The organism is Deinococcus sp., assembly GCF_018260405.1.
Taxonomy (GTDB): domain Bacteria; phylum Deinococcota; class Deinococci; order Deinococcales; family Deinococcaceae; genus Deinococcus.
The window spans coordinates 1-22764 of the sequence record NZ_JAGLBG010000020.1; the positions used below are offsets into that span (position 1 = coordinate 1).

At 61.9% G+C, this 22764-nt stretch carries 19 protein-coding genes; 10 read left to right on the plus strand and 9 right to left on the minus strand.

All coding sequences use genetic code 11. From position 1 onward, the window contains the following. Positions 1-859 (plus strand): efflux RND transporter permease subunit (locus tag QZ269_RS04260; protein ID WP_291424648.1); only part of this gene is annotated, 859 nt, incomplete at its 5' end. A gap of 74 nt (positions 860-933) precedes the next feature. On the opposite strand, the gene QZ269_RS04265 is transcribed toward QZ269_RS04260, so the two are convergent. Beyond that, positions 934-1710, minus strand: coding sequence for an SDR family oxidoreductase (locus QZ269_RS04265; RefSeq protein WP_291424650.1), 777 nt, complete (start codon positions 1708-1710; stop codon positions 934-936). 259 nt (positions 1711-1969) lie between these two features. On the opposite strand from QZ269_RS04265, the gene QZ269_RS04270 reads away from it, so the two are divergent. The 7 genes from QZ269_RS04270 to QZ269_RS04300 all read left to right on the plus strand — a co-directional run bounded on the left by QZ269_RS04270 (position 1970) and on the right by QZ269_RS04300 (position 12122). After that, positions 1970-2329: a response regulator gene (locus QZ269_RS04270; RefSeq protein WP_291424652.1), complete on the plus strand. Its 360-nt coding sequence runs from the start codon at positions 1970-1972 to the stop codon at positions 2327-2329. Position 2330: 1 nt separating this feature from the next. Next, positions 2331-2753, plus strand: a complete 423-nt coding sequence (locus QZ269_RS04275) for a chemotaxis protein CheW (RefSeq protein ID WP_291424654.1) — start codon at positions 2331-2333, stop codon at positions 2751-2753. A gap of 100 nt (positions 2754-2853) precedes the next feature. Continuing rightward, a complete protein-coding gene (locus tag QZ269_RS04280; protein WP_291424656.1) occupies positions 2854-5124 on the plus strand; it encodes a methyl-accepting chemotaxis protein in 2271 nt (756 codons plus the stop codon). Positions 5125-5185: 61 nt separating this feature from the next. Further along, entirely contained in the window at positions 5186-7459 is a 2274-nt protein-coding gene (locus tag QZ269_RS04285) for a methyl-accepting chemotaxis protein (RefSeq protein ID WP_291424658.1), read from the plus strand. A gap of 155 nt (positions 7460-7614) precedes the next feature. Next, a complete protein-coding gene (locus QZ269_RS04290) occupies positions 7615-10491 on the plus strand; it encodes an Hpt domain-containing protein (protein WP_291424660.1) in 2877 nt (958 codons plus the stop codon). A gap of 4 nt (positions 10492-10495) precedes the next feature. Continuing rightward, positions 10496-11251 (plus strand): DUF4388 domain-containing protein, encoded by a 756-nt coding sequence (locus QZ269_RS04295; RefSeq protein WP_291424662.1) that lies wholly within the window; start codon positions 10496-10498, stop codon positions 11249-11251. Positions 11252-11351: 100 nt separating this feature from the next. Beyond that, positions 11352-12122 carry a response regulator gene (locus QZ269_RS04300; RefSeq protein ID WP_291424663.1) on the plus strand — a complete coding sequence of 257 codons (771 nt, stop codon included), beginning with the start codon at positions 11352-11354 and terminating at the stop codon, positions 12120-12122. Between the two features lie 151 nt (positions 12123-12273). Here QZ269_RS04300 and QZ269_RS04305 read toward each other — a convergent pair whose 3' ends face one another. From QZ269_RS04305 to QZ269_RS04340, 8 genes are all read right to left on the minus strand, one after another. Beyond that, a complete protein-coding gene (locus QZ269_RS04305) occupies positions 12274-12723 on the minus strand; it encodes a hypothetical protein (RefSeq protein WP_291424666.1) in 450 nt (149 codons plus the stop codon). A gap of 165 nt (positions 12724-12888) precedes the next feature. Beyond that, on the minus strand, positions 12889-14412 hold the full coding sequence (locus QZ269_RS04310) for a family 10 glycosylhydrolase (protein WP_291424668.1): 1524 nt from the start codon (positions 14410-14412) through the stop codon (positions 12889-12891). Positions 14413-14423: 11 nt separating this feature from the next. Then, positions 14424-15542: a DUF1343 domain-containing protein gene (locus QZ269_RS04315; RefSeq protein WP_291424696.1), complete on the minus strand. Its 1119-nt coding sequence runs from the start codon at positions 15540-15542 to the stop codon at positions 14424-14426. Between the two features lie 5 nt (positions 15543-15547). Next, positions 15548-17299: an ABC transporter substrate-binding protein gene (locus QZ269_RS04320; protein WP_291424670.1), complete on the minus strand. Its 1752-nt coding sequence runs from the start codon at positions 17297-17299 to the stop codon at positions 15548-15550. Between the two features lie 89 nt (positions 17300-17388). Beyond that, positions 17389-18510, minus strand: a complete 1122-nt coding sequence (locus QZ269_RS04325; protein ID WP_291424672.1) for an ABC transporter permease — start codon at positions 18508-18510, stop codon at positions 17389-17391. Beyond that, complete coding sequence (locus tag QZ269_RS04330; RefSeq protein ID WP_291424674.1) at positions 18507-19520, minus strand: ABC transporter permease; 1014 nt, start codon at positions 19518-19520, stop codon at positions 18507-18509. Before QZ269_RS04330 ends, QZ269_RS04325 begins: the two co-directional genes overlap by 4 nt. Positions 19521-20382: 862 nt before the next feature. After that, positions 20383-20544 carry a hypothetical protein gene (locus QZ269_RS04335; RefSeq protein WP_291424676.1) on the minus strand — a complete coding sequence of 54 codons (162 nt, stop codon included), beginning with the start codon at positions 20542-20544 and terminating at the stop codon, positions 20383-20385. A 6-nt stretch (positions 20545-20550) separates the two neighbouring features. Beyond that, positions 20551-21192, minus strand: coding sequence for an alpha/beta hydrolase (locus tag QZ269_RS04340; protein ID WP_291424677.1), 642 nt, complete (start codon positions 21190-21192; stop codon positions 20551-20553). 184 nt (positions 21193-21376) lie between these two features. Between QZ269_RS04340 and QZ269_RS04345 the strand changes: the two genes are divergently transcribed. After that, on the plus strand, positions 21377-22006 hold the full coding sequence (locus QZ269_RS04345; protein ID WP_291424679.1) for a TetR/AcrR family transcriptional regulator: 630 nt from the start codon (positions 21377-21379) through the stop codon (positions 22004-22006). A gap of 397 nt (positions 22007-22403) precedes the next feature. After that, positions 22404-22727: a hypothetical protein gene (locus tag QZ269_RS04350; RefSeq protein ID WP_291424681.1), complete on the plus strand. Its 324-nt coding sequence runs from the start codon at positions 22404-22406 to the stop codon at positions 22725-22727. Positions 22728-22764: the final 37 nt, after the last annotated feature.

Sequence of the window (22764 nt, forward strand, 5' to 3'; positions counted from 1 at the left end):
GCTGCTGGCCCTGCCGATCTACAGCACGACCCTGGGCACCAGCGTGACCGCCGGGCAGCTCGGCAGCATTGTGCAGGCCAGCGCCCCGACCAGGATTCCGCGCACCAACCGCCTTTACAGCCTCGACCTGAGCGTCGAGCCCAACCCGGCCAGCCCGCTGAGCGCCACACAACTGCTCGCCAGGCTGACCGACTCGCTGACCTCGGCGGGCGTCGTGGACAACCTGGTGACGGTGGGGCAGCCCGACAGCAACAGCATGACGGCGCTGGCGGGCAACGTCGGCTTGCTGGGCCTGCGGGCCTTCGCGCTCTCGATTCTGCTGGTGTATCTGGTCATGGGGTCGCAGTTCAACTCGTTCCGCTACCCGCTGTACCTGCTGCTGCCGGTGCCGTTCGCGGTGGCGGGGGCCTACTGGATGATGTTCCTGACGAACAGCAGCCTCGATGTGTTCGGCGTACTGGGCTTCTTGCTGCTTATCGGGCTGTCGGCCAAGAACGCCATCATCTACCTCGAATTCGTGGTCGAGAAGATGGCGGAACTGCCCCTACGCGCCGCCCTGCTCGAAGCCAGCCGCCTGCGCTTCCGGCCCATCGTGATGACCACCCTGACTATCCTGATCATCAGCGTGCCCCTGCTGCTCAACAAGGGCAGCGGCGCGGAGTTCGGCAAGAGCATGAGCATCGTCATCATGGGCGGGGTCAGCGTCAGCGCGATCATGACCTTCTACGTGGTACCCGCCGCCTTCTACCTGTTCGAGCGCCGCCGCGCCGAAAAAAAGGGCAGCGGCCAGACTGTCAGTACGGCTCTGGAACCTGCGCCGGTCAGCCTGCCGGGAACCTCAGCGGCTCCTGGGGCCTGAGCAGCCTGCAAAGTAAAGGCACAGAGTAAGGGGGACACTTCAGCCGAAGTGTCCCCCTTACTCTGTGTCCAGCTTCAGACAGCCGTGATGCCCCCGTCCACGGCGATATTCTGCCCGGTGATATAGGCGCTGGCGTCGCTCGCCAGGAACAGCGCCAGGCCGCCCAGGTCGCGGTCAGTGCCCAGGCGGCCCATCGGCGTATGCTCCAGAATCTGCTGCTCGCCGTAGGCCAGCGTCCCCTTGGTCATCTTGGTCGGAAAGTAGCCGGGGCAGATGCTGTTCACAGTGATGCCCCGCGCGGCGAATTCGGCGGCCAGGGCGCGGGTGAAGTTAACGACGCCACCTTTGCTGGTGTTGTAGGCCAGCGTGGGCATCATCTTCGGGTCGTTGCCCTGGAGGCCCGCGACGCTGGCGACGTTGATGATGCGTCCGTATTCACGCGGCACCATGCAGCGTTTCAGCACGCTCTGGGTGATGACGAACAGGCCATTTACGTTGACGTTCATGACCTTGGCCCAGGCGTCCAGCGGGTGCTCGGTGCTGGGTGCGCCCCAAGTGGCCCCGGCGTTGTTGATCAGGATGTCGATGGGGCCGACCTCAGCCACGATCTGCTCGATCAGCGGGTCGATGGTCCCGGTCTGGGCCAGGTCGTTGGCGTACACATGCGCCCTGATTCCCAAGGCCCGCAACTCTGCTCTGGCCTCGTCTAGCTCATTTTGTTTGCGGGCCGTAAGAATCACGCTGGCCCCGTACTCGCCGAGGGCCTGAGCCATCTGCAAACCCAGCCCCCGCGAGCCGCCAGTAATCAGCGCCGTTTTGCCGTTCAGGTCGAACAGGTTCTTGAAAGTCATCGCTACCTCCCTGGGTTGTGGTACCCAGTCAGCATAGCGAAATTTACGTGAACGTTCACTTTGGCTTGCCGGACACATCACATCCGGGCGCAAAACGGCGAAAAAACCTCGTCATACACAGCCAAAATCCGATGTCGGAAATTTCACACGTGTAAGACTTCTGTCGTATTCTAATAGTTATTGTCCAATCATTAAGACCAAGTGAGATGCCTGAGCAAGACGAAGTCAAAATTAATAAGGCTCTCAGAAGGAAGAAAAAATGGCAAAAATTTTGATCATTGACGATTCCCCTGCAGATATCCGCTTTATGACCCAAGCCCTCAAGTCCAGCGGCCACACCGTGATCAGCCTCGACGATTCCACCAAAGCCGAGAAAGTGGTCGAGGCCGAGCGCCCGGACCTGACCCTGCTGGACGTGGTGATGCCTAACCGCAACGGCTACGAAACCCTCCGTGCCCTCAAAAAATTGCCGGGGGCCGCTGGCATGAAAGTGATCTTCGTATCGAGCAAGGGTTCGGATACCGATATCAAATGGGGACTGCGCCAAGGCGCGGTGGATTACCTCATCAAACCCTATACCCCGGATCAGGTCAACGCCCTGATTACCCGTCACCTCTGAGATGAGCCATTCCAACTTCCTGCTTTTCCGCGCCGCTGGACGCACCCTGGCGCTGAGTTCGGAACTCACCCGGCAGGTCGTACCGATCGAACATATTTTCAGTGTTCCAGGCGCGGCTGGAGCGCTGCTTGGGCTGATTCCGGCGGCGGGTAGGGCCTTGCCACTGGTCGATCTGGCGGCGCTGGCCGGACTGGAGCCGGGCAACAACGAACTGGCCCTGATCTGTGAAGTCGCGGGTGAACAGCTGGCCCTACCTGTCACGGAAGTCATCGGTGTCATTCAGGAGGAAAACATCCCCCAGAACACCAACCTGCTTTCTGAAGAGACGCTGCTAGGCGGCTATTTCGGCGGCGGTCACAAGGGACAGGTCATCAATCCGCAGACCCTGCTGCGCTCACTTCAGGAACGCATCTTGCCAAGCTGAGGCGCCGCGCCCCAGGACGCGGGCCCCGTGACCAGAATCATTCACCACCCCGCATACCGTCCCAGCACTTCGGCGCTCACTCCGCCCAGAGGAAAACGTTATGACCATCACCTTAGATTCTTCCCAAAAACCTGTGGTCACCGTACCGGAGCCCCCGCAGAGCGGCTTGCTAGGACGCCTAAGCGTGGGGCAAAAGCTGCTGCTGGCAGGGCTAACCCTGGCTATACCGGCCTCCTTGCTGCTGGTCAATTCACTCAACAGTCAGCGAAATCAGGCTAATCAGCTTCAAAAGCAGCTAACCGGCCAAAGCTATCTGGAACCTCTTGCCCAGACGCAGTACGGCCTGCGCTCAGCCCGCGTTCCGGCCCTGGGGTTCCTCAACGGTGACCCTGCCTCGCTCACCAGCTTCAAGGAGCGGGCTGAGCGCACCCTGCACAACATTGATCAAGCCATCGCCGTGGCGCAGGCCACCGGCAACAGCGAGGCTGCGACCCAACTCAAGAAGATTCGTAGCGCCTTCGACTCCCTCTATCAAACGACCCTGAAAAAAGGTCTTAACTCTAAAGCTTACACAGACGCCAACAACAAGATTCTGAACGGACAACTTGCCCCGCTCTTTACCAGCGTTGCCAACAAGTACCGGATGAATTTTGTGCAAGATGACCAGAGCCGGAATCTCGTCCAGATGACGACCTTGACGCTCGCCTCGCGCCTTCCGCAGATTGGCGCCAGCTTTGCAGAAGGGATCAACGCGGCCACCGCCGCAGAGAAGCAGGGCGGTAAATTGACGGACATCCAGCGGCTTACCCTTGATTTCACTGTACGCAACGGGGAAGCAGCACAAAAGGAGATTCAGTCGGCGGTTGAGACCATTACCGGGCAAAATCAGAACGTCAGTCCTGATCTGAAAGCCAAGTTCGACCAGCTCGCCCAGGCCACGGCAAAAGATTTCACCCTGCTGAGAACCAACCTCGTTCAGTCGCCTACTGCCAACTTGAAACCCGCTCAGGTCAGGCAGTACGCCAATGACTATCTTCCTGTACAGTACGCCGCTTACACGGCAGCGAACAGCGAAATCGGTAATGTGCTGAGGGCGCGGCTGGCCCGGACGAACCAGCGCTTCCTAGAACTGCTGCTGTTTTCGCTCGTGATCGCTCTGCTGGTAGGGAGACTGCTCTACGCGATTGCCCGCTCCATCACCCGTCCACTGGGTACCCTGACCAGTGCTGCACAGCGACTGGCACAGGGAAACTATGATGTGCAGACGCCTGTTACCACAAATGATGAGATCGGCACCTTGTCTAACTCCTTTAACGCCGCCGCCGCACAGCTGCGGGCCAATGCTGAACGCGGCGCGCTGGAACGCGCCGAGGCCCAACGCCTCCAGCAGAACATCGGTGAATTCCTGAACGTCACCATGGACATCGCCGAGGGCGACCTGACCCAGCGCGGCAAGGTCACTGAGGACGTGCTGGGCAACGTGGTGGACTCGATCAACCTGATGGCCGAGGAACTGGCCGACACCCTCAAGGACGTGCAGCACGCTTCGCAGTCGGTTACCAGCGGTTCGCAGGCCATGCTGGGTACCACCGAACAGATCGAGCGGGGAGCCGCCTCCACCACCGAGCAGGCCCGCCGGGTGGCCCAGCAGGCGCAGGACGTGAACGCCAGGATTCAGGAGATGGCGCGGGCGGCCCAGGTCAGCGCCGAAACCGCGCGTCAGGCGCTGCTGGCCTCGCAACAGGGCCAGGAGGCCGTGACCAGCACGCTGAGCGGGATGGCCGAGATCCGCAGCTCCTCGCAGAGCGTGGCTGGGCGCATCCAGTCGCTGGCGCAGCGCTCTGAACAGATTCAGGAAATCGTCGATTCGATCTCGCACATCGCCTCGCAGACCAACTTGCTCTCACTGCACGCTTCTATCGAGGCGGCGGGAGCGGGCGAAGCAGGTAACCGCTTTGCCATCGTGGCCGACGAAGTGCGCCGGCTCGCCGACGAATCCACGCAGGCCACCCAGAGCATCGCCCAGGTGATTTCCAGCGTGCAGGCCGAAATCCGCGACGTGGCCCAGAGCATTCGCCTCAGCACGCAGCAGGTCGAGCAGGGCTACGAAGTGGCCGGACAGGCCGGTGAACGTCTGCGCCAGATCGGTCAGCTTTCCGAGGAGTCGGCCAAACTCGCCGCCGAAATCTCCAACGCAGCCACCGAGCAGGTGCGCGGCGTGCAGGACATGGGCCAGGGCGTACAGCAGATCGCGCAAATCGCCGAACAGTCGCAGCAGTCGGTGCAGCAGAGCCGCAGCGCCGCCGAACATCTTCAGGGCCTTGCCCAGCAACTCAGCCAGAGCCTGACGCGCTTCAAACTGCCGAGCTGAACTTTCACCACGACTGCCTAAGTCTACTGATTCTGTCTATTCACGATCCAAGGAGTTCACCATGACACAAGTGCCAATCTCCGCACCCGACCTTCATCCCCAGAGTGTGCAGACCAGAGTTCCCCAACAACCTGCTCAGCCCCCGCGCAGTGGCCTGCTAGGACGCCTGAGCGTTCCCAATAAGCTGCTGCTCTCGGTGGCTGTGATTGGGCTGCCGCTGATCGTGACCTCCGCCATTCTGGGCAACCAGTATTACACCCAGTACCAGAAAACTGAGCGGCAGATGAACGTGGCAGGTATCTATACCCAGCTCCAGAATCTCCAGCTTCAGTTACGTGGTATTCGTGGTTCAAGCCCGGCAGATATCAGGCCGGAAGATATGGCCACTATTGCCAAGACCAGTGCCTCCCTACAAGGCGTTACCCAATCGGTGCAGACCGAACAGGTCAGGAAATTGGTGACCAGCCTGGAGCGCAAGAGCAGCGGTATCAACCAACATGTCAGTGACCGCGACGTGAATGCCGAGCAACTAACCGCACTGATCAACAGCGTGCTGGGCGGCGAACTCGCGCAGCTGTTCGATGTGCTCGCCGCCGAAGGCCAGCTGAACACCATCACTATTCCCAGTGGCCTCCCGCTGGTGAATCTGTCGTCACAGGTTATGCCGAAAGACCTGCCTGAAATCGGACGCGTCTTCACGAATATTCTGCCCATCGTCGATCAGGTCACCAACAAGCAGGGTGGGAAGGTCAGCGATACCCAGCGCATTCAGATTCAGGGCAACGTGGCCCGCGCCCGTGAGTTGATCGCTCATATACAGAACACGTCGCAGCAGGCCTTCAAGGACTACCCCCAACTGCGGGGCCAGCTCGGAGCTAAGTACGACCAGGCCATCAAGGAAACGAACGTGGTATTCGATACCATCGATCAACAGATCCTCAAGCCGCAGAGGGTCACGTTTTCCTTCAAAGAACTGCTGAACGTCGCCAACCCCACTCTGCCCGCGCAGTACGGAGCCTTCCAGTCAACGACCGAGGCCCTGAAAAAAGTGTTCCAGCAGCAACACGACGAGGCTCTACGTAAGCTGGTCAATCTGCTGCTACTGCTGCTGCTGCTGGCGGTCGCGCTGACGCTACTGCTGCGGGCCATTATCCGCTCGATCATGCAGCCCCTCGACCGCCTGACCAATGCCTCGCAGCGCCTCAGTACCGGTGACCTTGACCTGCACATTCCGGTGACCACTAGCGACGAACTCGGGCAGCTGTCTAACTCCTTTAACGCCGCCGCCGCACAGCTGCGGGCCAACGCCGAACGCGACGCGCTGGAACGCGCCGAGGCCCAACGCCTCCAGCAGAACATCGGTGAATTCCTGAACGTCACCATGGACATCGCCGAGGGCGACCTGACCCAGCGCGGCAAGGTCACTGAGGACGTGCTGGGCAACGTGATTGACTCGATCAACCTGATGACCGAGGAACTGGCCGACACCCTCAAGGGCGTGCAGCACGCTTCGCAGTCGGTTACCAGCGGTTCGCAGGCCATGTTGGGCACCACCGAACAGATCGAGCGGGGCACCACCCTGACGACTGATGAGGCGCAGCGCGTGGCCGAGCAGGTGCAGCAGATCACCGAGCAGATCCGCGTCATAGCCCAGAACGCTCAGGCAAGTGCCGAAACTGCGCGCCAGGCGCTGCTGGCCTCGCAACAGGGCCAGGAGGCCGTGACCGGAACGCTGGACGGGATGCAGAACATCCGCTCGGAAGTGCAGGGGATCGCTAAGCGAATCAAGAACCTGGGCGACCGCTCGCTGGAAATTCAGGAAATCGTGGACACCATCTCACAGATTGCCCGGCAGACCAACCTGCTGGCGCTGAACGCCTCCATCGAGGCGGCGGGTGCCGGGGAAGCGGGCGGACGCTTTTCCATTGTGGCAGACGAAGTTCGCAAGCTGGCCGATACCTCCGCGCAGGCCACGGGCCGCATCGCAGGGCTGATCAAGAACGTGCAGGCCGAAATTCAGGACGTGATCGTCTCGGTGGAAGACGGAACGCGCGAAGTGGAGCAGGGCTACCGCGTGGCCGGAACCGCCGGTGAACGCCTGCGCGAAATCGGCACCCTGACCCAGCAGTCCGCCGAGCTGGCCGAAACCATCGCTGGTTCGACCCAGCGCCAGGTAGACGGGATCGAGCAGGTCGGTGACTCGGTGCAGCAGATTGCCAGCATCGCCCAGGACTCGCAGAAATCGGTGACCCAGGGCCGCGAAGCCGCCGAGCGCCTCGAACAGCTGGCACAGCAGCTTAATGCCAGCCTGAGCCGTTTCCGTCTGCCCGCGTAATACAGATTCAGCTGCGCTTTAAGGCCGGGGTAACGCAGGCGGCGCTGTCTTGGTCGGAGCGGCACCTATGAAGGGGCCTGACCGCTTCCCGACTGTGGCGGAATTGAGCGGAATCTGTATCAGCTACGGAAAACGACCCGACCATAAGGAACAATATGCCAAATAGTGAACTGCTGGACGGCTTTTTGGAGGAAACCGCCGAGGTGATGAACGATCTGGAGACGGGCGTGGCCGAACTGTGTCGCGCAGCCTCCGGGAACACGGCGGGCCACGGCGAAACCATGGGCAGCATCAGCGTGCTGGCCCACCGCATAAGCGGCAGCTCGGCGCTGTACGGCTACCCCCAGTTCTCGACCCTCGCGGGGCTGCTTGAGCGCCTGCTGGACTCACGCCCCGAACTGAGCGGGCAGACCGCCGAAGGCTTTCTGGCGCTGCTGGGCACTGTGGTCACGACCCTGCGCAGCAGCTTGACGCGGCTTCAGCGTGGAGAAAACGACCGCTCTGTGGGACTGGAATTTACCCGCTTAGGCGGCAGTCAGCAGCTTCAGGCGCTGGTCAAGGCCGTGCCTGGCGCTTTCCGGCTGCGTGCGCCGCACCATATGCGGCGGGCACCGGAAGGTACTGGCGCGGCGCAGCAAGGCAGAGCGCGGCAAGACGGGGAGTTGGAAAGAGCCGCTAGTGGAGCGTCAGGCACGGCCCCTGGCAGCACCGAGGAACTTCTGCGCTCCTTCGCGCAGCAAAATCCCGACATTTGGGAATACTTTGCGCCCGAGGTTCAGGAACATATGGGCACCCTGCGTGAGCAGCTCGGCCACCCGGAAGAGGCTGACACCAACGCCATGTTCCGCGCCGCGCACACCATCAAGGGCAGCTCCTATATGGTCGGACTGGCGCCGCTGGGCGACTTTGCCCACAGGCTCGAAGACCTCCTGGGCGCAGTTCGTGAGGACGCGGTGGGCTTTACCCCCGAAGTCCGGCAGGCGATTACGCAGGGTCTGGACCTACTCGACGACATGCTGCTGGTCGCGGAAGGCAGCCCAGGCCAACTGACGGGCCGGGTAAGCGAACTTGGTACCCAGCTGCAACAACTCGCCACCGGGCAGGCGCTCCAGTCTCAGCCTCCCCAGATTCAGCCTGATGGCGTGGATGCTACGGCCACCGTCCGGCCCGAACAGGCCACGTCGAACACTAACATCCGTGTTCCGGTGCAGCGTCTTGATGCGCTGCTCGACCAGGTCTCGCAACTGGTGAGCAGCCGCTCCCGCCTGACCCGCGCCGTCGAGCAACTCAGCGAAATGCAGAGCGGCATGCAAGAAAGCCAGGCCCGGTTCCAGAAAACGGTGCGCGACTTTGAGGAGCGCTACCTGAACCCCGACATGCTGCGCGGCAAGGACGAGAATAACCCCTCTACGCTAGCGGGACAGGACGCGACGCAGCAATTTGACGAACTGGAATTCGACACCTACGACGATTTGAACATCCTGTCGCGCAGCATCACCGAGCTGAGCGCCGACTTCTCCGAAATGCGCCGCCGCCTGAGCGACAACGTAGCCCATCTGAACGAGGAGAACGAAACGCTGGGCAAGCTGATGCGTCAGCTGCGACTGGACCTGAACCAGACCAGCCGGGTGCCGTTCACGCAGGCCACGGCCCGTCTGCGGCGCTGGGCACGCGACCACGAGGGGCAATTTGACCTCACGGTAAGCGGCGACGACATCCTGATCGAAAGCACCATCGCGCAGCGTCTGGTCGATCCGCTGATGCACCTGATGACCAACGCTGTCCACCACGGCCTGGCCGCAAATAATCAGCGTCTGGAGCAGGGCAAACCAGCCAAGGGGCAGGTCTGGGTACAAGCCACAGAACAGGGCCACTTCCTGGAAATCACGGTGGCCGATGACGGGCAGGGTCTGAATCTGGAACAGGTGCGCGAAAAAGCCCTCGCCAAGGGTCTGCGCTCGGCGCAGGAACTGAGCAGCCTCAGTGACGCTGACGCTGCCCGCCTGATTCTGCTGCCCGGCCTAACCACCGCCGAACAGGTCGGTAACGTCGCTGGGCGCGGTGTGGGTATGGACGTGGTGGCGACCAGCGTACGCCAACTTGGCGGAGAACTGCTGATTCAGACCGAAGCCGGGGTGGGCACCGCCTTTACCCTGCGCCTGCCAACCACCCAGCGCATCATGGACGTGCTTCAGGTTCAAGTGGCCGCCGAGCAGTGGGCCGCTTTGCCGATCAACTCGGTGCGCTCGCTGTACGACGCCCGCCCAGGCGAACTGATCAAAACGGCTGACGGCACCCGCATTATGATCGGCGGCCACTTGCTACCGGTGATCGATGTTTGCGAAATCTGGGGCTGGGAGGCTGCGGACGCCGAAAACGACCTGATTCACCTGGCGCTGATCAGCCACCTGAGCGGTGACCAGGCCGTGCGGGTCGGGCAGTTCGGACGCATCGAGGAAGTCAGTGTCACGCCGCCCGGAGCGCTCCTGAGTTACCTAGACTTCCTGTCGGGCCTCACAGTGAGCGGCTCGGGCGCGGTGCTTCCGGTGCTTGACCCAGCAGGTCTGTCCCGACTGTCCGAACGCCCAACCGCTTGGCTTAGCAAGCAGCAGGAGCGCCCGCAGGAACAGGCCAACCGCCGCCTGCTGCTGGTCGACGATTCCCTTAGCGTGCGCCGTCTGGTGGGCCGGATGCTCAGCGCGGCGGGGTATCAGGTCGTCACCGCTAGCGACGGTCAGGAGGCCTACGACCTGCTGCAACAGGATGCCCAGTTCGACGGCGTTATCACCGATCTTGAAATGCCGCGTATGAACGGTTACGAACTGCTGACTGCGCTGCGTAATCGTCCAGCCACCGCCAGGCTGCCGATCATGATTATGACCACCCGCGCCGGGCAAAAACACCAGCATGTGGCGTTCCAGCTCGGGGCCAACGATTACTTTACCAAGCCTGTCAATGAACTGCTGCTCACGCGCCGCCTCGCCGCGCTGCTGGGCAGACAGGAAACCGTAAGTTCTCTCGGAGGAGACTAAAGCTATGAAGCCTATCCTCACCATTCTCCGTGATCCCTCACGCGCAGAAGCCTATGACTGCATGATCCGCAGTGCGGGGGTCAAGATGGTTCAGGCAGAGAGCGCACTACACGCGCTGACCCAGCTGGAGCGTACAGAGGTCAGCGCCATTATCTGTGAAACCGATATGGGCGAAATGTGTGGCGTAGAGTTTAGCAGTGTGGTTCACTCGGAAGACAAGACTAGCAGCGTACCCGTGTTCGTGCTGCCCGACTTTCAGGCCCTGATCAAGCAGTCTGGCCTAAGCACTCCGGCCCCCACCGGCCCCGAGGTGCTGCGCCAGGCTCTACAGATTAGCGGCGTAGCGCCCGACCTGTTGCCCGTGCCTATGAACGGCAACCTGCCCGCGCAACTGCAGGGCGACCTCGAACAGTTTCAACTAAGTGATCTGCTGGGCTGGGTCGCCGAAATGCACTTCGACGGTCACTGGTTGCTGCGGGTCGAGGACGACGCCGGAGGCGGACGCTCGGCGCATCTGGTCATGTCCCGTGGCAACGTGATCTATGCCGAGTACGGCAGGTTGGTCGGCAAGGCGTCGCTATTTGCCCTGCTCCAGGCTATCGCCCTCTATCCACGCACCACCTTTCGCTTCTACCGTTCCGAGCAGATTTCACACCTGCGTTCCAGCAACCTGCAACAAACCACCGCCAGACTGTTGATCGAACTGGCGGTCGATATAGACCACAGCAGTACCGGGCATTATCCAGCCAGTTCCAACTGACCCGGCGTTTTTGGCCCGACTCCTCCGCCCCCTCTTTGCCTGCCCTGCGCGATTTTTCTGTGCCGCAGACAGACCGCCTTCACAGGAGTAACTGCCTTTCATGCCTAACATTCTTATTGTCGATGACAGCGTCAGCGTCCGTAAAGCGCTTGAAATTACCCTCCGCACTCACGCCATGGACAGTAAAAGTGTGGTGAGCGCCGAGGCGGCCCTGGAATTCCTGGACACGGACGAACACGCCCAGGCCCGCTGCGACCTGATGATGGTCGACGTGATCATGCCCGGCATGAGCGGAATTGAACTGTGCCGCCAGATCAAGGCCAACCCGCATTATGCCGACCTGCCTGTTATTCTGATGAGCGGCAATGTAGATGATGAAATCCGTTTGCAGGCCCGTGAAGCAGGGGCCGACGGCGTACTGCGTAAACCGTTCAAGGCTGACCAACTCATTCCGATGGTGCAGGCTGCACTCACCGAGCACCCGCAGGCTAAGGTCGTTTCATTGCCAGACGGCGCAACTGAACTGTCGGACGCAGAACAGACCGCTCTGTTCGACCAGGGCGACCTCCAGGCCCTCACCGAAACCCTCCAGCAGTACGAGGATCATCCGCGGGTGCGCGACGTGGTCATTCTTGATCGCCAGGGCCAGCCGATCAAACAGACCGGTAACCTGCTGCCCGAAAATATTCAACTGTTCGCCCGGTTTTTTACCAACACGGCGGGCGTGCTGGGCAAGCAGATGCTTAACGAGGACATTCAAGAGGTCAGCATCCGCTACGGCGTTCACGAAATGGTCATCCATAACCTGCCCTCGCACTTTCTGGTCGTGCTGATGGGCGAGGACGGCTCGGCAAAGGCCCTGCAAGCCTGAATCTGGAACAGGAAAACGGGAACAGCCGGAGCGTACATTGATGCTCCGGCTGAAATACTAGGGCCATAAGGCAGTCAAAACGACGTGTAGGGCAGGTGAATTTTTAGCTGCCCACGTCACTTCTTAGCACGTAAATCCGTAGTACCCGTGTTCAGGCACTCCGGCGAAACAGTCGCCAGAACCAGTCGAACATGGACCGCTTTTTCTGAGGGGCGGCAGGTGGCGTGGGGGACTGTAGGGCAGCAGCGGGTGTAGAGGCAGCGCCTTCTTCAGCAGGAAGAGTAGAACTGGCTCTGTCAGACGTAGCCGCTTCGGTGACTTCCTCCGTTACCACGGCAGGCTGTGGAGGGGCTTCCAGTTCCGAGAGCAGTTCGCGTGGCAAAGCCGCGACGCGCAGGATTTCCGACGACACCCGTGAGCGCTTAAGAATAGCCTGGCGCACCTGATCGTCTTCATCTTGGGCAAGGTGCATCAGCGCCGTATCCGGGGTCGATGGGTTCTGGGCCACCAGCAGGCGGACCACTTCACTGGGCGAGGTTGAGAGCATCGCCAGCACTTCCGGTCGTGTATTCGGGTCTTTGGCCCAGTCTTCATTCGCCATGAGAAATACTCCTTGATGGATATTATCCTCTTTAGTTTGGCACACGACTCTTACGGGCCATTTCCTCTAAATGAGATTAGAGCATTAACCCCCTTGTGGGCTTCTTTCCTGAAAAGCTTCTCAAGTTCCGCAGGGGCATAACTCCTTAACGGCGGCGGCGGACGTTCAGGGCAGTGTCAGTTCCGGGGCAACGGTCACTACGCCGTCATTAAGCGCCAGGGGGCGGGCCAGGGAAGCCGCCGCCTGCCCGGCGCTAACCTTCACCCTGGGAACGGCAATCCACATAAAGCCGTAGCGCCCGCTGCCGTCGGTCACGGTTCGGGCCAGCTCACGGCCCGTATCCGCGTCGGTCAGGACGATCACCTGGTTGCCGGGCGGCGTGCCGTTCGTGCGGACGTGCCCGCTGAGCGCCCGAAAACCCCGCATGTCTGGCCCCGGCCAGGGCGCGGGGTGCTCGAAAGGCATGGTGCGGTCGGTGAGCTTTGCCGTGAGTTCAGGCCGCACCTCGGCCCCGCTGCGCCGACTGGCGTACACCTCGCGGTCGGGGGTGCGGTAGGAATACATGGCCCAGCCGCTGACCCCGGCACGGAGCGCCCGCCGCGCCTGACTGACGCTGCTGTTCTGGTCGTTGAGGTAAAGCGCTGTGCCGCTGACCTGCGCCGTATGCGGGTAATTTCTGAGGAGTCCGGCGGCAAAACGGGCCCAGTCGTCGTGATAGCGGGCCTGCTGCGGCGTGCTGTCGCGCTTGTAGTTCATCATCACGTTCACGTCGAGGTAGCCGTCTTGCACCCAGGTTAGCCAGTCCTGGCCCACTTCGGCGGGCGGACGGGTCGCGGCGAAACTGGCCTCGTCGGTCGGGGCCGCTCCGTAGGTGATGGTCGCGGCGTTCACGCTGACCGTTGGGCGCACCGCCTTGAGCGCCAGCGCCGTTTCACGCACCAGATTGGTGACCTGCTGGCGCCGCCACGCGCCCCAGGCCGGGTCGGCGGGGTCAGGCGTGCCGGTGGCCCCGGTTTCGGCGCGGTAACGCTCCAGCGCCGTGGGGTTGTAGCCCCACAGCAGCGCACCGGGCAGGCTGCCGTCGGGGTAGCGCACCCGGTCAAACTGCACGCCGTCTACGTCATAGTTTTTGACCACCGACACGTACATGTTCCTGATGTACTCGGCAGCGTCGGGATGCCCCGGATCAAGGACCCAGTCGTTCCCGGCTTTCTGGGCGCCGCCTTGCTGCTGCGTTAGCCAGTTGTCGCGGCCCTGCGCTGCGGGACCATGCAGGTTGAAGGCGTGCTGCGGGCTGCTAGGCGGCGCTGGGCTGTTCCATAGCGCCGTGGTGATGATCCAGGCGTCCACCGCGATTCCAGCGGCGTGTGCCTTATTAAGCAGGTCGTCCAGCGGGTCGAAGCCGGGCGGCACAGCGGGATCGTCGGTGCGCGGCATGGCGGCGCGGTTACAGTAGCAGTCGCCCCGGCGACCCACCTGCGCGAACAGCACGTTTACATTGAGCTTTTTGGCGTCCAAAACAAGCTGGTCGATCTCGGCGGGCGTTTTGAAACCTGGGCCGAAAGCGTCCACCCACAGGCCGCGTAGCTGGGGAGGCTGCGCGGGGCGGCCCAGGGTCAGGTGGCCTGGGGTACAGCCCATCAGTCCCGGCCACAGCAACGCAGCCACTACCATGCGCAAACGGTTCATCTTGCCCGACATCATAGGTGAGGATAGAGGTGGTATGCGGCCAAAGCCTGCGCCTGGGCCTCGCCCCGCGCCTGCCACTCGCGCAGGGCCGCCAGCGCCAGCTCGGGCGTGTGCGGCACCGTGTCGGCAGGCACACCCAGCAGCTTTTGCAGCCAGTCGGCGTTACGGGTAGCCCCCAGTTCCTCCAGCGCCGTGAACAGCGCCAGCCCCAGCGGCAGCGAGTCACGCAGCTCAGCGCCCGTTTCGTGTAGTTGCACGCCCGCGCAGCGCTGCCCAGCGTGCTTGCTGGTCGCCGGGGTAAAGAAGGCGGGCCGCGCCGTTACGCCCAGCTTCAGCGCATTGAGCCGGGCGGCGAGGCGCAGCGCGTCTAGCCCCGGTGCCCCGAACAGGCGAAAGGGCAGGGCAGTGCCGCGTCCCTCACTGGCGTCGAGCGCTTCGGTCAGACAGGCACCGGGGTAAAAGCGCAGGCTTGGCAAGTCGGGCAGGTTCGGGCTGGGCGGCACCCAGGGGCGAGCCTGCGGCCAGCCGTCCGGGTGATCCGTCCGAATGACCTCCACCGGCACGCCTTCCTCAGCGGCCAGCACGCGGGCTACCTCCCCGATGGTCAGGCCGTGACGCGCGGGCAGCGCCGCAGTCACCCCCACGAACGAGCGGAACTCCGGCGCGAGCGGCGGCCCCTCGACCCGGAAGCCGAGCGGATTGGGGCGGTCCAGTACGACCACCCGTAACGGCAGCGTCCGCGCCGCCCGCAAAACGTCTCTGACGGTGCTGATGTAGGTGTAATACCGCACGCCGACGTCCTGAAGGTCTATGAGCAGCGTGTCGAGGCCTGCGAGCCGCGCCGCCGTTTCCTCCTCGCTCAGGTGGTACAGCCCCGACGCGGGAAGGCCGCTGGCGACGTCCAGCGCGACTTCGGGGGCCTCGCCGGGGGCGCCGCTGCCGTCAACGCCGTGTTCCGGGCCGTACAGGCGCAGCAGCGCAATCCCCGCCCGTGACAGGGCCACGGCTGCCGGGGTCAGGTCAAGGGTCACGCCGCCCGGGTGGGTCAGCAGTCCGGTCTGGCCCCAGCCCGCCGCCAGCGCGGGGTCGGCCAGCAGGCGCTCCAGGCCGATCAGACCCTCACTTGGCATACGCTTCACTTCTCATACATGGTGTAGTTGCTGGTGATCACCGCGTTGTCCTTGACGTAAAAGTTGCCGATTCGCGCCTGGAACGCCGCCACCGAGTCGGGCTTGGCGATCATGATGACCGGGACGTTGCGGGCAAACAGCAGTTGCCACTGGTCGTACCACTGCTTGCGCTTTTTCTGTTCGCCCGACGCCTCGGCCTGGGCGAACAGGGCATAAATTTGCTTTTCGTAGGGCTGCATGGCGCTTAGGTTGGGGGTGTCGCCCTCGTGGGCGGGCTGCGCGGCGCGGTGCCAGTAGTTCAGTGCGCCGCCGGGCTGCCAGATGTCCTTACGCAGTTGCGGGTCGGGCTGGTCGCCGAAGGAACCCAGCGCCGCCTCAAAGTTTCCGGCCATCGCGGTGGGCAGCACGGTGCTGCCGGTCACGCCCTGGAGGTTGACCTTGATGCCGATCTTGCCGAAATCGCTCTGGATAATGGTCGCGATGCCCGGCATGATGCTGCTGTCGGCGGCGTGCAGCAGGCTGAATTCGACGTTGGGGCCGCCGCCGGAGAAATTGCGAACCCCGTCACCGTTGGTGTCCCGGTAGCCCAGCGCGTCGAGGCGAGTCGCCGCCTTCTTGAGGTCGAACTCGCTCAGCATGGTCTTGGTCAGGGGGTTGAACCATTCGCTGACCGGGGCCACGCCGAAGCCGGGGTTGCTCGCCAGCCCGTTGAACACGGTATCAACGATGCGCGGGCGGTTCACGGCATATGCCAGGGCCTGACGGAATTTGACCTCGCTGAAGGCTTTCTTGAGGTTGGCGTCTCTGGCGTCCTGATTGAAGGCGAGGTGAACGGGCGGGTTGTTGAGGCCCACGCCGCGAATGACCCTGAATTTGGCTCCGCCGAGTTCCTGGCGCTTGAGGTCGGGAAACTGGGAGCCGGAAATGGGCGCACTGTCAAGCTGCCCGGCCCGGAACGAAGCGATCTGGGCGTCGGGACTCTTGATAATCAGGTATTCCAGCTTGTCCATGTAGGGCAACACATTGCCCGCCGGGTCTCGCCGCCACGAGTACGGGTTACGCACCAGCGCCACCTTCTGATCGACGGTGTACTTGCTAAGCACATACGGCCCGGTGCCCACGATGTCGGTTAGCGGCGTGTTGGTCGTCCAGGCTTTTGAAAAGGCATCGGGGTCCTTGACCGGGTTGTATTTCGCCAGCTTGTGCTGGGGCAAAATCGGTACGAAGGTCAGCACCTGAAGCATCGCGCCGTAGGGTTTGGGAGCCGTGACCTTCACCGTGTACTGGTCGACCTTGGTAAATTTCAGCGGCTCTTTGCCAATCCTGAACAGTGCCGACTGGTTGGCCTTCAGGCCCGTGTTGCTCGCCAGATCGTCGAGGGTGAACATCACGTCGTCGGCGTCGAAGGCTTGCCCGTCGCTCCACTTGACGCCCTTACGCAGCTTGAGGGTCGCCGTGCGCCCGTCGGGGGTCATGCTCCACGATTCGGCCAGATCGGGATAAAGCTTGTTGGTCAGCGGATCGAGCGTAATTAGGCGGTCGAAGACATTGTTCAGAACGGTGTAACTGTTGTTGTCGAGCACCGCGAAGTAGTTGAAGCTCTGCGGGCTGGACACCAGACTTAGCGTCAGGGTACCGCCCTTTTTGCCGATGCTCTGAAACAGGCTGGCGGGAACATTGGCTTCGGTCTGGGCTTGGGCCATAGCCGGAGCTGCAAGCAGGGCCATCAGCGCGAGAAAAAGTGAAGTGCGTTGCATGTCAAAAACCTCCATGAAGGGGTGAAAGCTAGGGCCGAAACCCAGACGAACGGTGAGCACGGTCTGACCAGCGACTTACCACCTCCCACTTACCGACTCTGGGTATCCGCCGCGTCGCGCAGCGCGTCGCCCATGAAATTGAAGGCCAGCACCGAGATCACGATCAGGATGCCGGGCGTCAGCAGCCAGGGGTAGAGGTTAAGGGTCTCGAAGTTGCGGGCTTCTTGCATCAGCAGGCCCCAGCTGGTCATCGGTTCCTTGATGCCCAGACCCAGGAAACTGAGCGCACTTTCCCCCAGGATGTAGCCGGGCAGGGCAAGGGTCGCCGTGACGATCAGAAACGAACTGAGGTTGGGCATGATGTGGCGCAGGATAACCCGTAGGTCGCTGGCCCCTAGGGCGCGGGCCGACTGCACATAATCCATGTTGCGGGCACTGATGACCTGCCCCCGAATTACGCGGGCCAGCCCCGCCCAGCCGATCAGCGCCAGCACCGCCACGATGCCCAGGTACACCCAGCTCGAAGGCCACTTGGCCGGAATGATCGTTGAGAGCGCCAGCAAAATGGGCAGACGTGGAAACGAAAGCAGAACCTCGATCACGCGCTGAATGATGTTGTCCGTCACTCCACCGAAATACCCGCTGATACCGCCCAGCAGAATGCCGATGCTAAAGCTGATCAGAATACCGATCACGCCCACCGTCAGACTTACCTGCGACCCGACCAGGATGCGCGAGAGCAGGTCGCGCCCGAACTTGTCGGTGCCCAGCGGAAAAAAGTAACCGTCCCGGACGCCAAACAGGTGCCACTGGCTTTTGAACACGCCCAGAAAGTTGTAGCGCGACTCGGCAGGGTCGTCACCGCGCACGAAAAACTGTATGGGCAACGGCTCCGAAGTGTCCTCGGCGAAGGTCGAGAGCATCGTGACCGGGTCGCGCGACTTTTTGAAGCCGTATACGAAGGGCCGGGTCAGGTGGCCCTCACGCATGACGTGAATCTGCTGCGGGCGCTGGTACGGGTAGTTCTCGTGCTGCGCGGTGATGGTGTAGGGTGCGAGAAAGCCGCCGAAGATGGCGATCAGGTACAGCGCCACCAGCACCCAGAAGCTCAGCACGCCCAGCTTGTTGCGCTGAAAACGCCGCAGCGCCACCTGAAGCGGAGTGCGGGGAGCGGCGCCCCCGGTAGAACGGACACGAGCAGCAATGGTCATTCGAACCTCACGCGGGGGTCAACCGAGGCCAGCGCGAGGTCGGCCAGCAGGTTGCCCAGCAGCAGTAGCAGGGCGCTGAACATCAGGAGGGCCATCGACACGAACTGGTCTTTGTTGATCAGGCTGTCGTACAGAAAGGGGCCGATAGTCGGCAGGTTCAGCACGATGCTGGCGACGATGGTGCCCGAGATCAGGCTGGGCAGACTGAGGCCCGCCAGCGAAATAAGCGGGTTGACCGCGTTGCGAACCGCGTGCCGCCACAGCACGGTCCGGGGAGCCAGCCCTTTGGCACGGGCGGTGCGTACGTAGTCCTGATTGATCACGTCTAGCATGGACGCCCGCATCTGCCGCATCAGGCCCGCCACGCCTTCCAGCCCGATGGCGATCATGGGTACCCACAGGTGACTAAGCAGGTCTTTGACTTTGGCCCAGCTCCACGGCGCGTCAATAAACTCGGGGCTGAATAGACCGCCCACATTGGTCTTGTGGTGCGCCAGCAGCCAGCCCACCAGCAGCAGCGCCACCAGAAAATCAGGAATCGCCATGCTGATATAGCCGAAAAAATTCATCAGGTAGTTCGCCCCAATCGCCACGCGGTCGCCCAGCGTCTTGCGCGGGTTGCTAAAGGCCGCCTGCCCGAGCGCGGTGTAGATGCCCAGCGGCACGGCCAGCAGCCAACTGACCAGCAGGGTCAGCACCGACAGGAACACCGTCCATCCTAGGCGTTCGCCGATCATCGAAGTCACGGGGCGGTCATTGGCAAAGGAGTAGCCCAGGTCGCCGTGGAACAAGATGTTCTTGAGCCAGATAAGGTACTGCACCACATTCGGCTGGTCGAGCGCGTAGCGGTGGTTGTAAGCGTCGATCTGCGCCTTGGTCACGCGCGGGTCATCGCGGTACTGGTCGAAAAAGCTGCCAGGCTGCAACTTGATGACCGCGAAGCACACCAGCGAGATAATGAGTAGCGTGGGAATCATGCCGAGCAGTCGGCGCAGGGCATAACTTAGCACCGCGCCACCTGCCACGGGCGCTTGGTCGGCTGCCCTGCCAATGGCTGCCCTGTCAACGGCTGCCCTGCCAACGAAAGCCGAGGAGGTAAAGAGTAGCCCTTTCGGCAGTACCCCCCACCAGGAACGCCGCCGCACGACCCGCCGGACAGCTTCCTACCTGAAGATTGGTTAAAGATCACAACCCGGTTAAGCTATCAAACGTGGCCCCGGCGGGGATGTGATACACACTGCCGTCTGTCGTGCTGACAACCCCCAGGGGCGCCGGGTCGCCAACTTCACGCCGGAACCCCTTTCTCTTTTCTCCAGCTCGCGTCTGCTCGGGTTAAGGGTTAAAAGGTTTTGCTAATCTGTAATCTGGGACAGCTTTGCCAGCAGGTCCTCGGCGCTCTGCTGGCCGTTCCCTTGTGACCTTTATGCTGTGTTCAAGTTCCCGGGCAGGGGTTGAGGCGCGGCGCGGCAGCAGAGTAGTGGGGCGCGGCGAATGGCCTGCTCCAGGCGGTCAAGCTCCGAGCACATGTGCTGGGCCACGATTTCTGGGCTTAGAAATTCGCTCCGCAGGGCGGGGCCAGCTGCCCGGCGTTGGCAGGCGTCATAGCGCAGTTTAGAGCAGGTTTCCGAATGACGCGCACCTTAGCGGAGGTTCCGTCGTTCGTTTCATTCTGCACCCGTAGAGCTGCGCCGCAGAGCGTATTCGGGCGCCTCCCTCGGATATGCAAAACGCTCTACTACGGATTTCACGCTATGGACTCGCAGAGCTGTTGCCACAGGCATAGCTAGTGCTTTTCCAGGTGTGCCGGACGTTAGCAAAACCCGTATCTTTTCCTACGCGCCGCCGCTGGGATTGAATCCAAAATGGCCTGGTTCAATCGGAATCCGTATACGTCGTTAGTCCAGCGATAAAGCGCCACATCGTTTCAAAGGTCGCCTCCGCCGCTTCCTTGTGCGGGATGTGGGCGCAGTCCGGCAGCATCACTTTCTCGGCCTCGGCCCCCGCCTGCGACACGATAGCGTCCACCTGCTTCACGCTGCCTTACTGGTCCTGCTCGCCCTGCATGACCAGCAGCGGCACCCGGATGCGCGGCAGGTATTCTTCCAGGTTCCAGTTCCAGAAGTCGGCGCTAAGCCACACGTCGTTCCAGCCCAAGAAGGCGTTGTCCACGTCTTTGTGGTAGCGGGCCAGCTTGTTACGCAGGTCAGTCGTTTCGTAGGCGACTCTGGTCTGCTGAACCGAGTCGTAGCTGATCTGCTCGTTGAAGACATGCGCCGCCTCGGTGATGACGCCGAGCAGGCCAGGCTGAGGCGCACCCCCGGCACTGATCAGCGCGATGCTGCCGCCATCGGAATGGCCAATCAGAATGTGGTGGCCAATACCCAGGTGCCGCAGCAGGTCGGGAAGCACCACCAGGCCCTCGTGGTGAAGGTAGCGGTTCGGGCGCGGCAGCGCCACGGGATCGCTCTGGCCGTACCCGGCCCGGCTGTAGACCAGCGCGGCGCAACCTGTCGCGTGGGACAGCCGCTGCGGAAAGTCGTGCCACTGCCCCACGCTGCCCAGCCCCTCGTGCAAAAAGACCAGGGTGGGGGAGTCCGGGGCCACGCCCGCGTAATGAACAACTTCCAGCACCTTGCCATCAATGACCGGAAAGGACGCTTGAGGCCTGACTGACAGGGACATAAGTCAAGCGTAGCATTTACATACTCGTAAGTATGTAAATTGACGACCTTCCCCCCTGTGGCGACTCCATACCCGAGCACGCCTGTTCTTCGGACTGGTAACATACCCACAGGTATGCACACACACCACTGCCCCATCACCTTGCCTGCACACTGTTTCCCTCAAACCCAGCACACTAGGACATATGGCCCGCAACTCTGAAACCACCATTGCTGATCTGTTGGATGCCGCTGCGAGGCTATTCGTGTCACGCCCCTACGACGAGCTGAAGCTCAGCGACATTGCCGAGGCATGTGGCGTGACCAAGGGGGCTATCTACCACCACTTCAGCAGCAAGGAGGACGTGTTTCTCTCGATGATGGCCCGCAAGCTCGCGGTGCTGGGCGAACTTCTGCGACCGGCGCTGGGCTACCGGGGCACCGCTCGTGATCGCCTGAGCCGCCTGACTTTTCTGTATCTTAGCCTGCCCGCCGAGGATCAACGGGTCATGCAACTGGTGCGGCGCGACAACCAGCGTTTTCAGGGCGAGACGCGCACCCGGCTGATCCGGCAGTATCAGGCGGCGCTGCCCGACCAACTCGAGCAAATTATGCACAGCGGGATAGACGCGGGCGAGATCATCCCCGGCGACGCTCGGCTGCTGGCCCGGCTGTACGCGGCGCACGTTGAAATCTACCTGTCGGACTCTGCCCGCAGGCACTTCAGCGACGCGGCGCAGATGGCGTGGTACGTGACCGACCTCTTTCTCAGGGGCGCGGCCAACCGCAATTGCCAGGACTGTGCCCCTACCACCCCCAGCGCGAAACCGCACTAATCTGATGCCGAGCCGACAACGATGCACCGACAGCAGAAAGAGGAAAATCGAGTGCTGAGCAGTTTCCGACAACCTGTGGAGCATGTCAGCTGCATCCTGAAGATATTTCGTGTGTTAAAGGAGGTCTACTGATGTCGGAGACAGGATTTTTCGCTTTAGCTGAACCTCATTGCTGCACTATTGAATCGTCGAACCATGAAGCAGTACGGCAACGTTTGGATCGAACTCATGGCGGGGAAGGAAAAAGACGTCGTCAAAGTAGCGCTAAAAAGGTGAGTGACATGACCCAGACCGAGACGACCACGACTGACACGGCCCCGAATGCGGCAACCCCAAACGCAGCGATCAAGGCGGTCACGATCTACAGGCGCGAGGCGGTTCAGGATGGTCACCGCGCATGACCAAACTCGCCCCCAGAGCCTATAAAGCGCTGCTGTACGAATTTGACGAACGCGGCGTCGTCACCGTCACTATGAACCGCCCCGAGCACCTCAACAGCGTAAACATGGACATGCGCCGGGACTTTGTCGAAGTGATGGAGGAACTGATGTTCAACAACGATGTCGGCCTGGCGATCTTCAACGGGGCCGGAGCCGGGTTCTTGGGCAGCGGCATGGGCCACTTTGGGCACGTGGTCGCCGACATCCGCATTGCGTCTGAAACGGCCAAAATCGGGGTCGGCGAGAACTTTATCTCGTTGATGCCTGGGCTTGAGGGATGACAGTTTGGAGCGGAGCCAGCGCAACGCGGCGCAGGGG

What these genes read in the sequence shown, in the direction of transcription:
- QZ269_RS04265 (WP_291424650.1), bottom strand. Translation starts at nt 1,710, where the DNA reads ATGACTTTCAAGAACCTGTTCGACCTGAACGGCAAAACGGCGCTGATT.
- QZ269_RS04270 (WP_291424652.1), top strand. Translation starts at nt 1,970, where the DNA reads ATGGCAAAAATTTTGATCATTGACGATTCCCCTGCAGATATCCGCTTT.
- QZ269_RS04275 (WP_291424654.1), top strand. Translation starts at nt 2,331, where the DNA reads ATGAGCCATTCCAACTTCCTGCTTTTCCGCGCCGCTGGACGCACCCTG.
- QZ269_RS04280 (WP_291424656.1), top strand. Translation starts at nt 2,854, where the DNA reads ATGACCATCACCTTAGATTCTTCCCAAAAACCTGTGGTCACCGTACCG.
- QZ269_RS04285 (WP_291424658.1), top strand. Translation starts at nt 5,186, where the DNA reads ATGACACAAGTGCCAATCTCCGCACCCGACCTTCATCCCCAGAGTGTG.
- QZ269_RS04290 (WP_291424660.1), top strand. Translation starts at nt 7,615, where the DNA reads ATGCCAAATAGTGAACTGCTGGACGGCTTTTTGGAGGAAACCGCCGAG.
- QZ269_RS04295 (WP_291424662.1), top strand. Translation starts at nt 10,496, where the DNA reads ATGAAGCCTATCCTCACCATTCTCCGTGATCCCTCACGCGCAGAAGCC.
- QZ269_RS04300 (WP_291424663.1), top strand. Translation starts at nt 11,352, where the DNA reads ATGCCTAACATTCTTATTGTCGATGACAGCGTCAGCGTCCGTAAAGCG.
- QZ269_RS04305 (WP_291424666.1), bottom strand. Translation starts at nt 12,723, where the DNA reads ATGGCGAATGAAGACTGGGCCAAAGACCCGAATACACGACCGGAAGTG.
- QZ269_RS04310 (WP_291424668.1), bottom strand. Translation starts at nt 14,412, where the DNA reads ATGAACCGTTTGCGCATGGTAGTGGCTGCGTTGCTGTGGCCGGGACTG.
- QZ269_RS04315 (WP_291424696.1), bottom strand. Translation starts at nt 15,542, where the DNA reads ATGCCAAGTGAGGGTCTGATCGGCCTGGAGCGCCTGCTGGCCGACCCC.
- QZ269_RS04320 (WP_291424670.1), bottom strand. Translation starts at nt 17,299, where the DNA reads ATGCAACGCACTTCACTTTTTCTCGCGCTGATGGCCCTGCTTGCAGCT.
- QZ269_RS04325 (WP_291424672.1), bottom strand. Translation starts at nt 18,510, where the DNA reads ATGACCATTGCTGCTCGTGTCCGTTCTACCGGGGGCGCCGCTCCCCGC.
- QZ269_RS04340 (WP_291424677.1), bottom strand. Translation starts at nt 21,192, where the DNA reads ATGTCCCTGTCAGTCAGGCCTCAAGCGTCCTTTCCGGTCATTGATGGC.
- QZ269_RS04345 (WP_291424679.1), top strand. Translation starts at nt 21,377, where the DNA reads ATGGCCCGCAACTCTGAAACCACCATTGCTGATCTGTTGGATGCCGCT.
- QZ269_RS04350 (WP_291424681.1), top strand. Translation starts at nt 22,404, where the DNA reads ATGACCAAACTCGCCCCCAGAGCCTATAAAGCGCTGCTGTACGAATTT.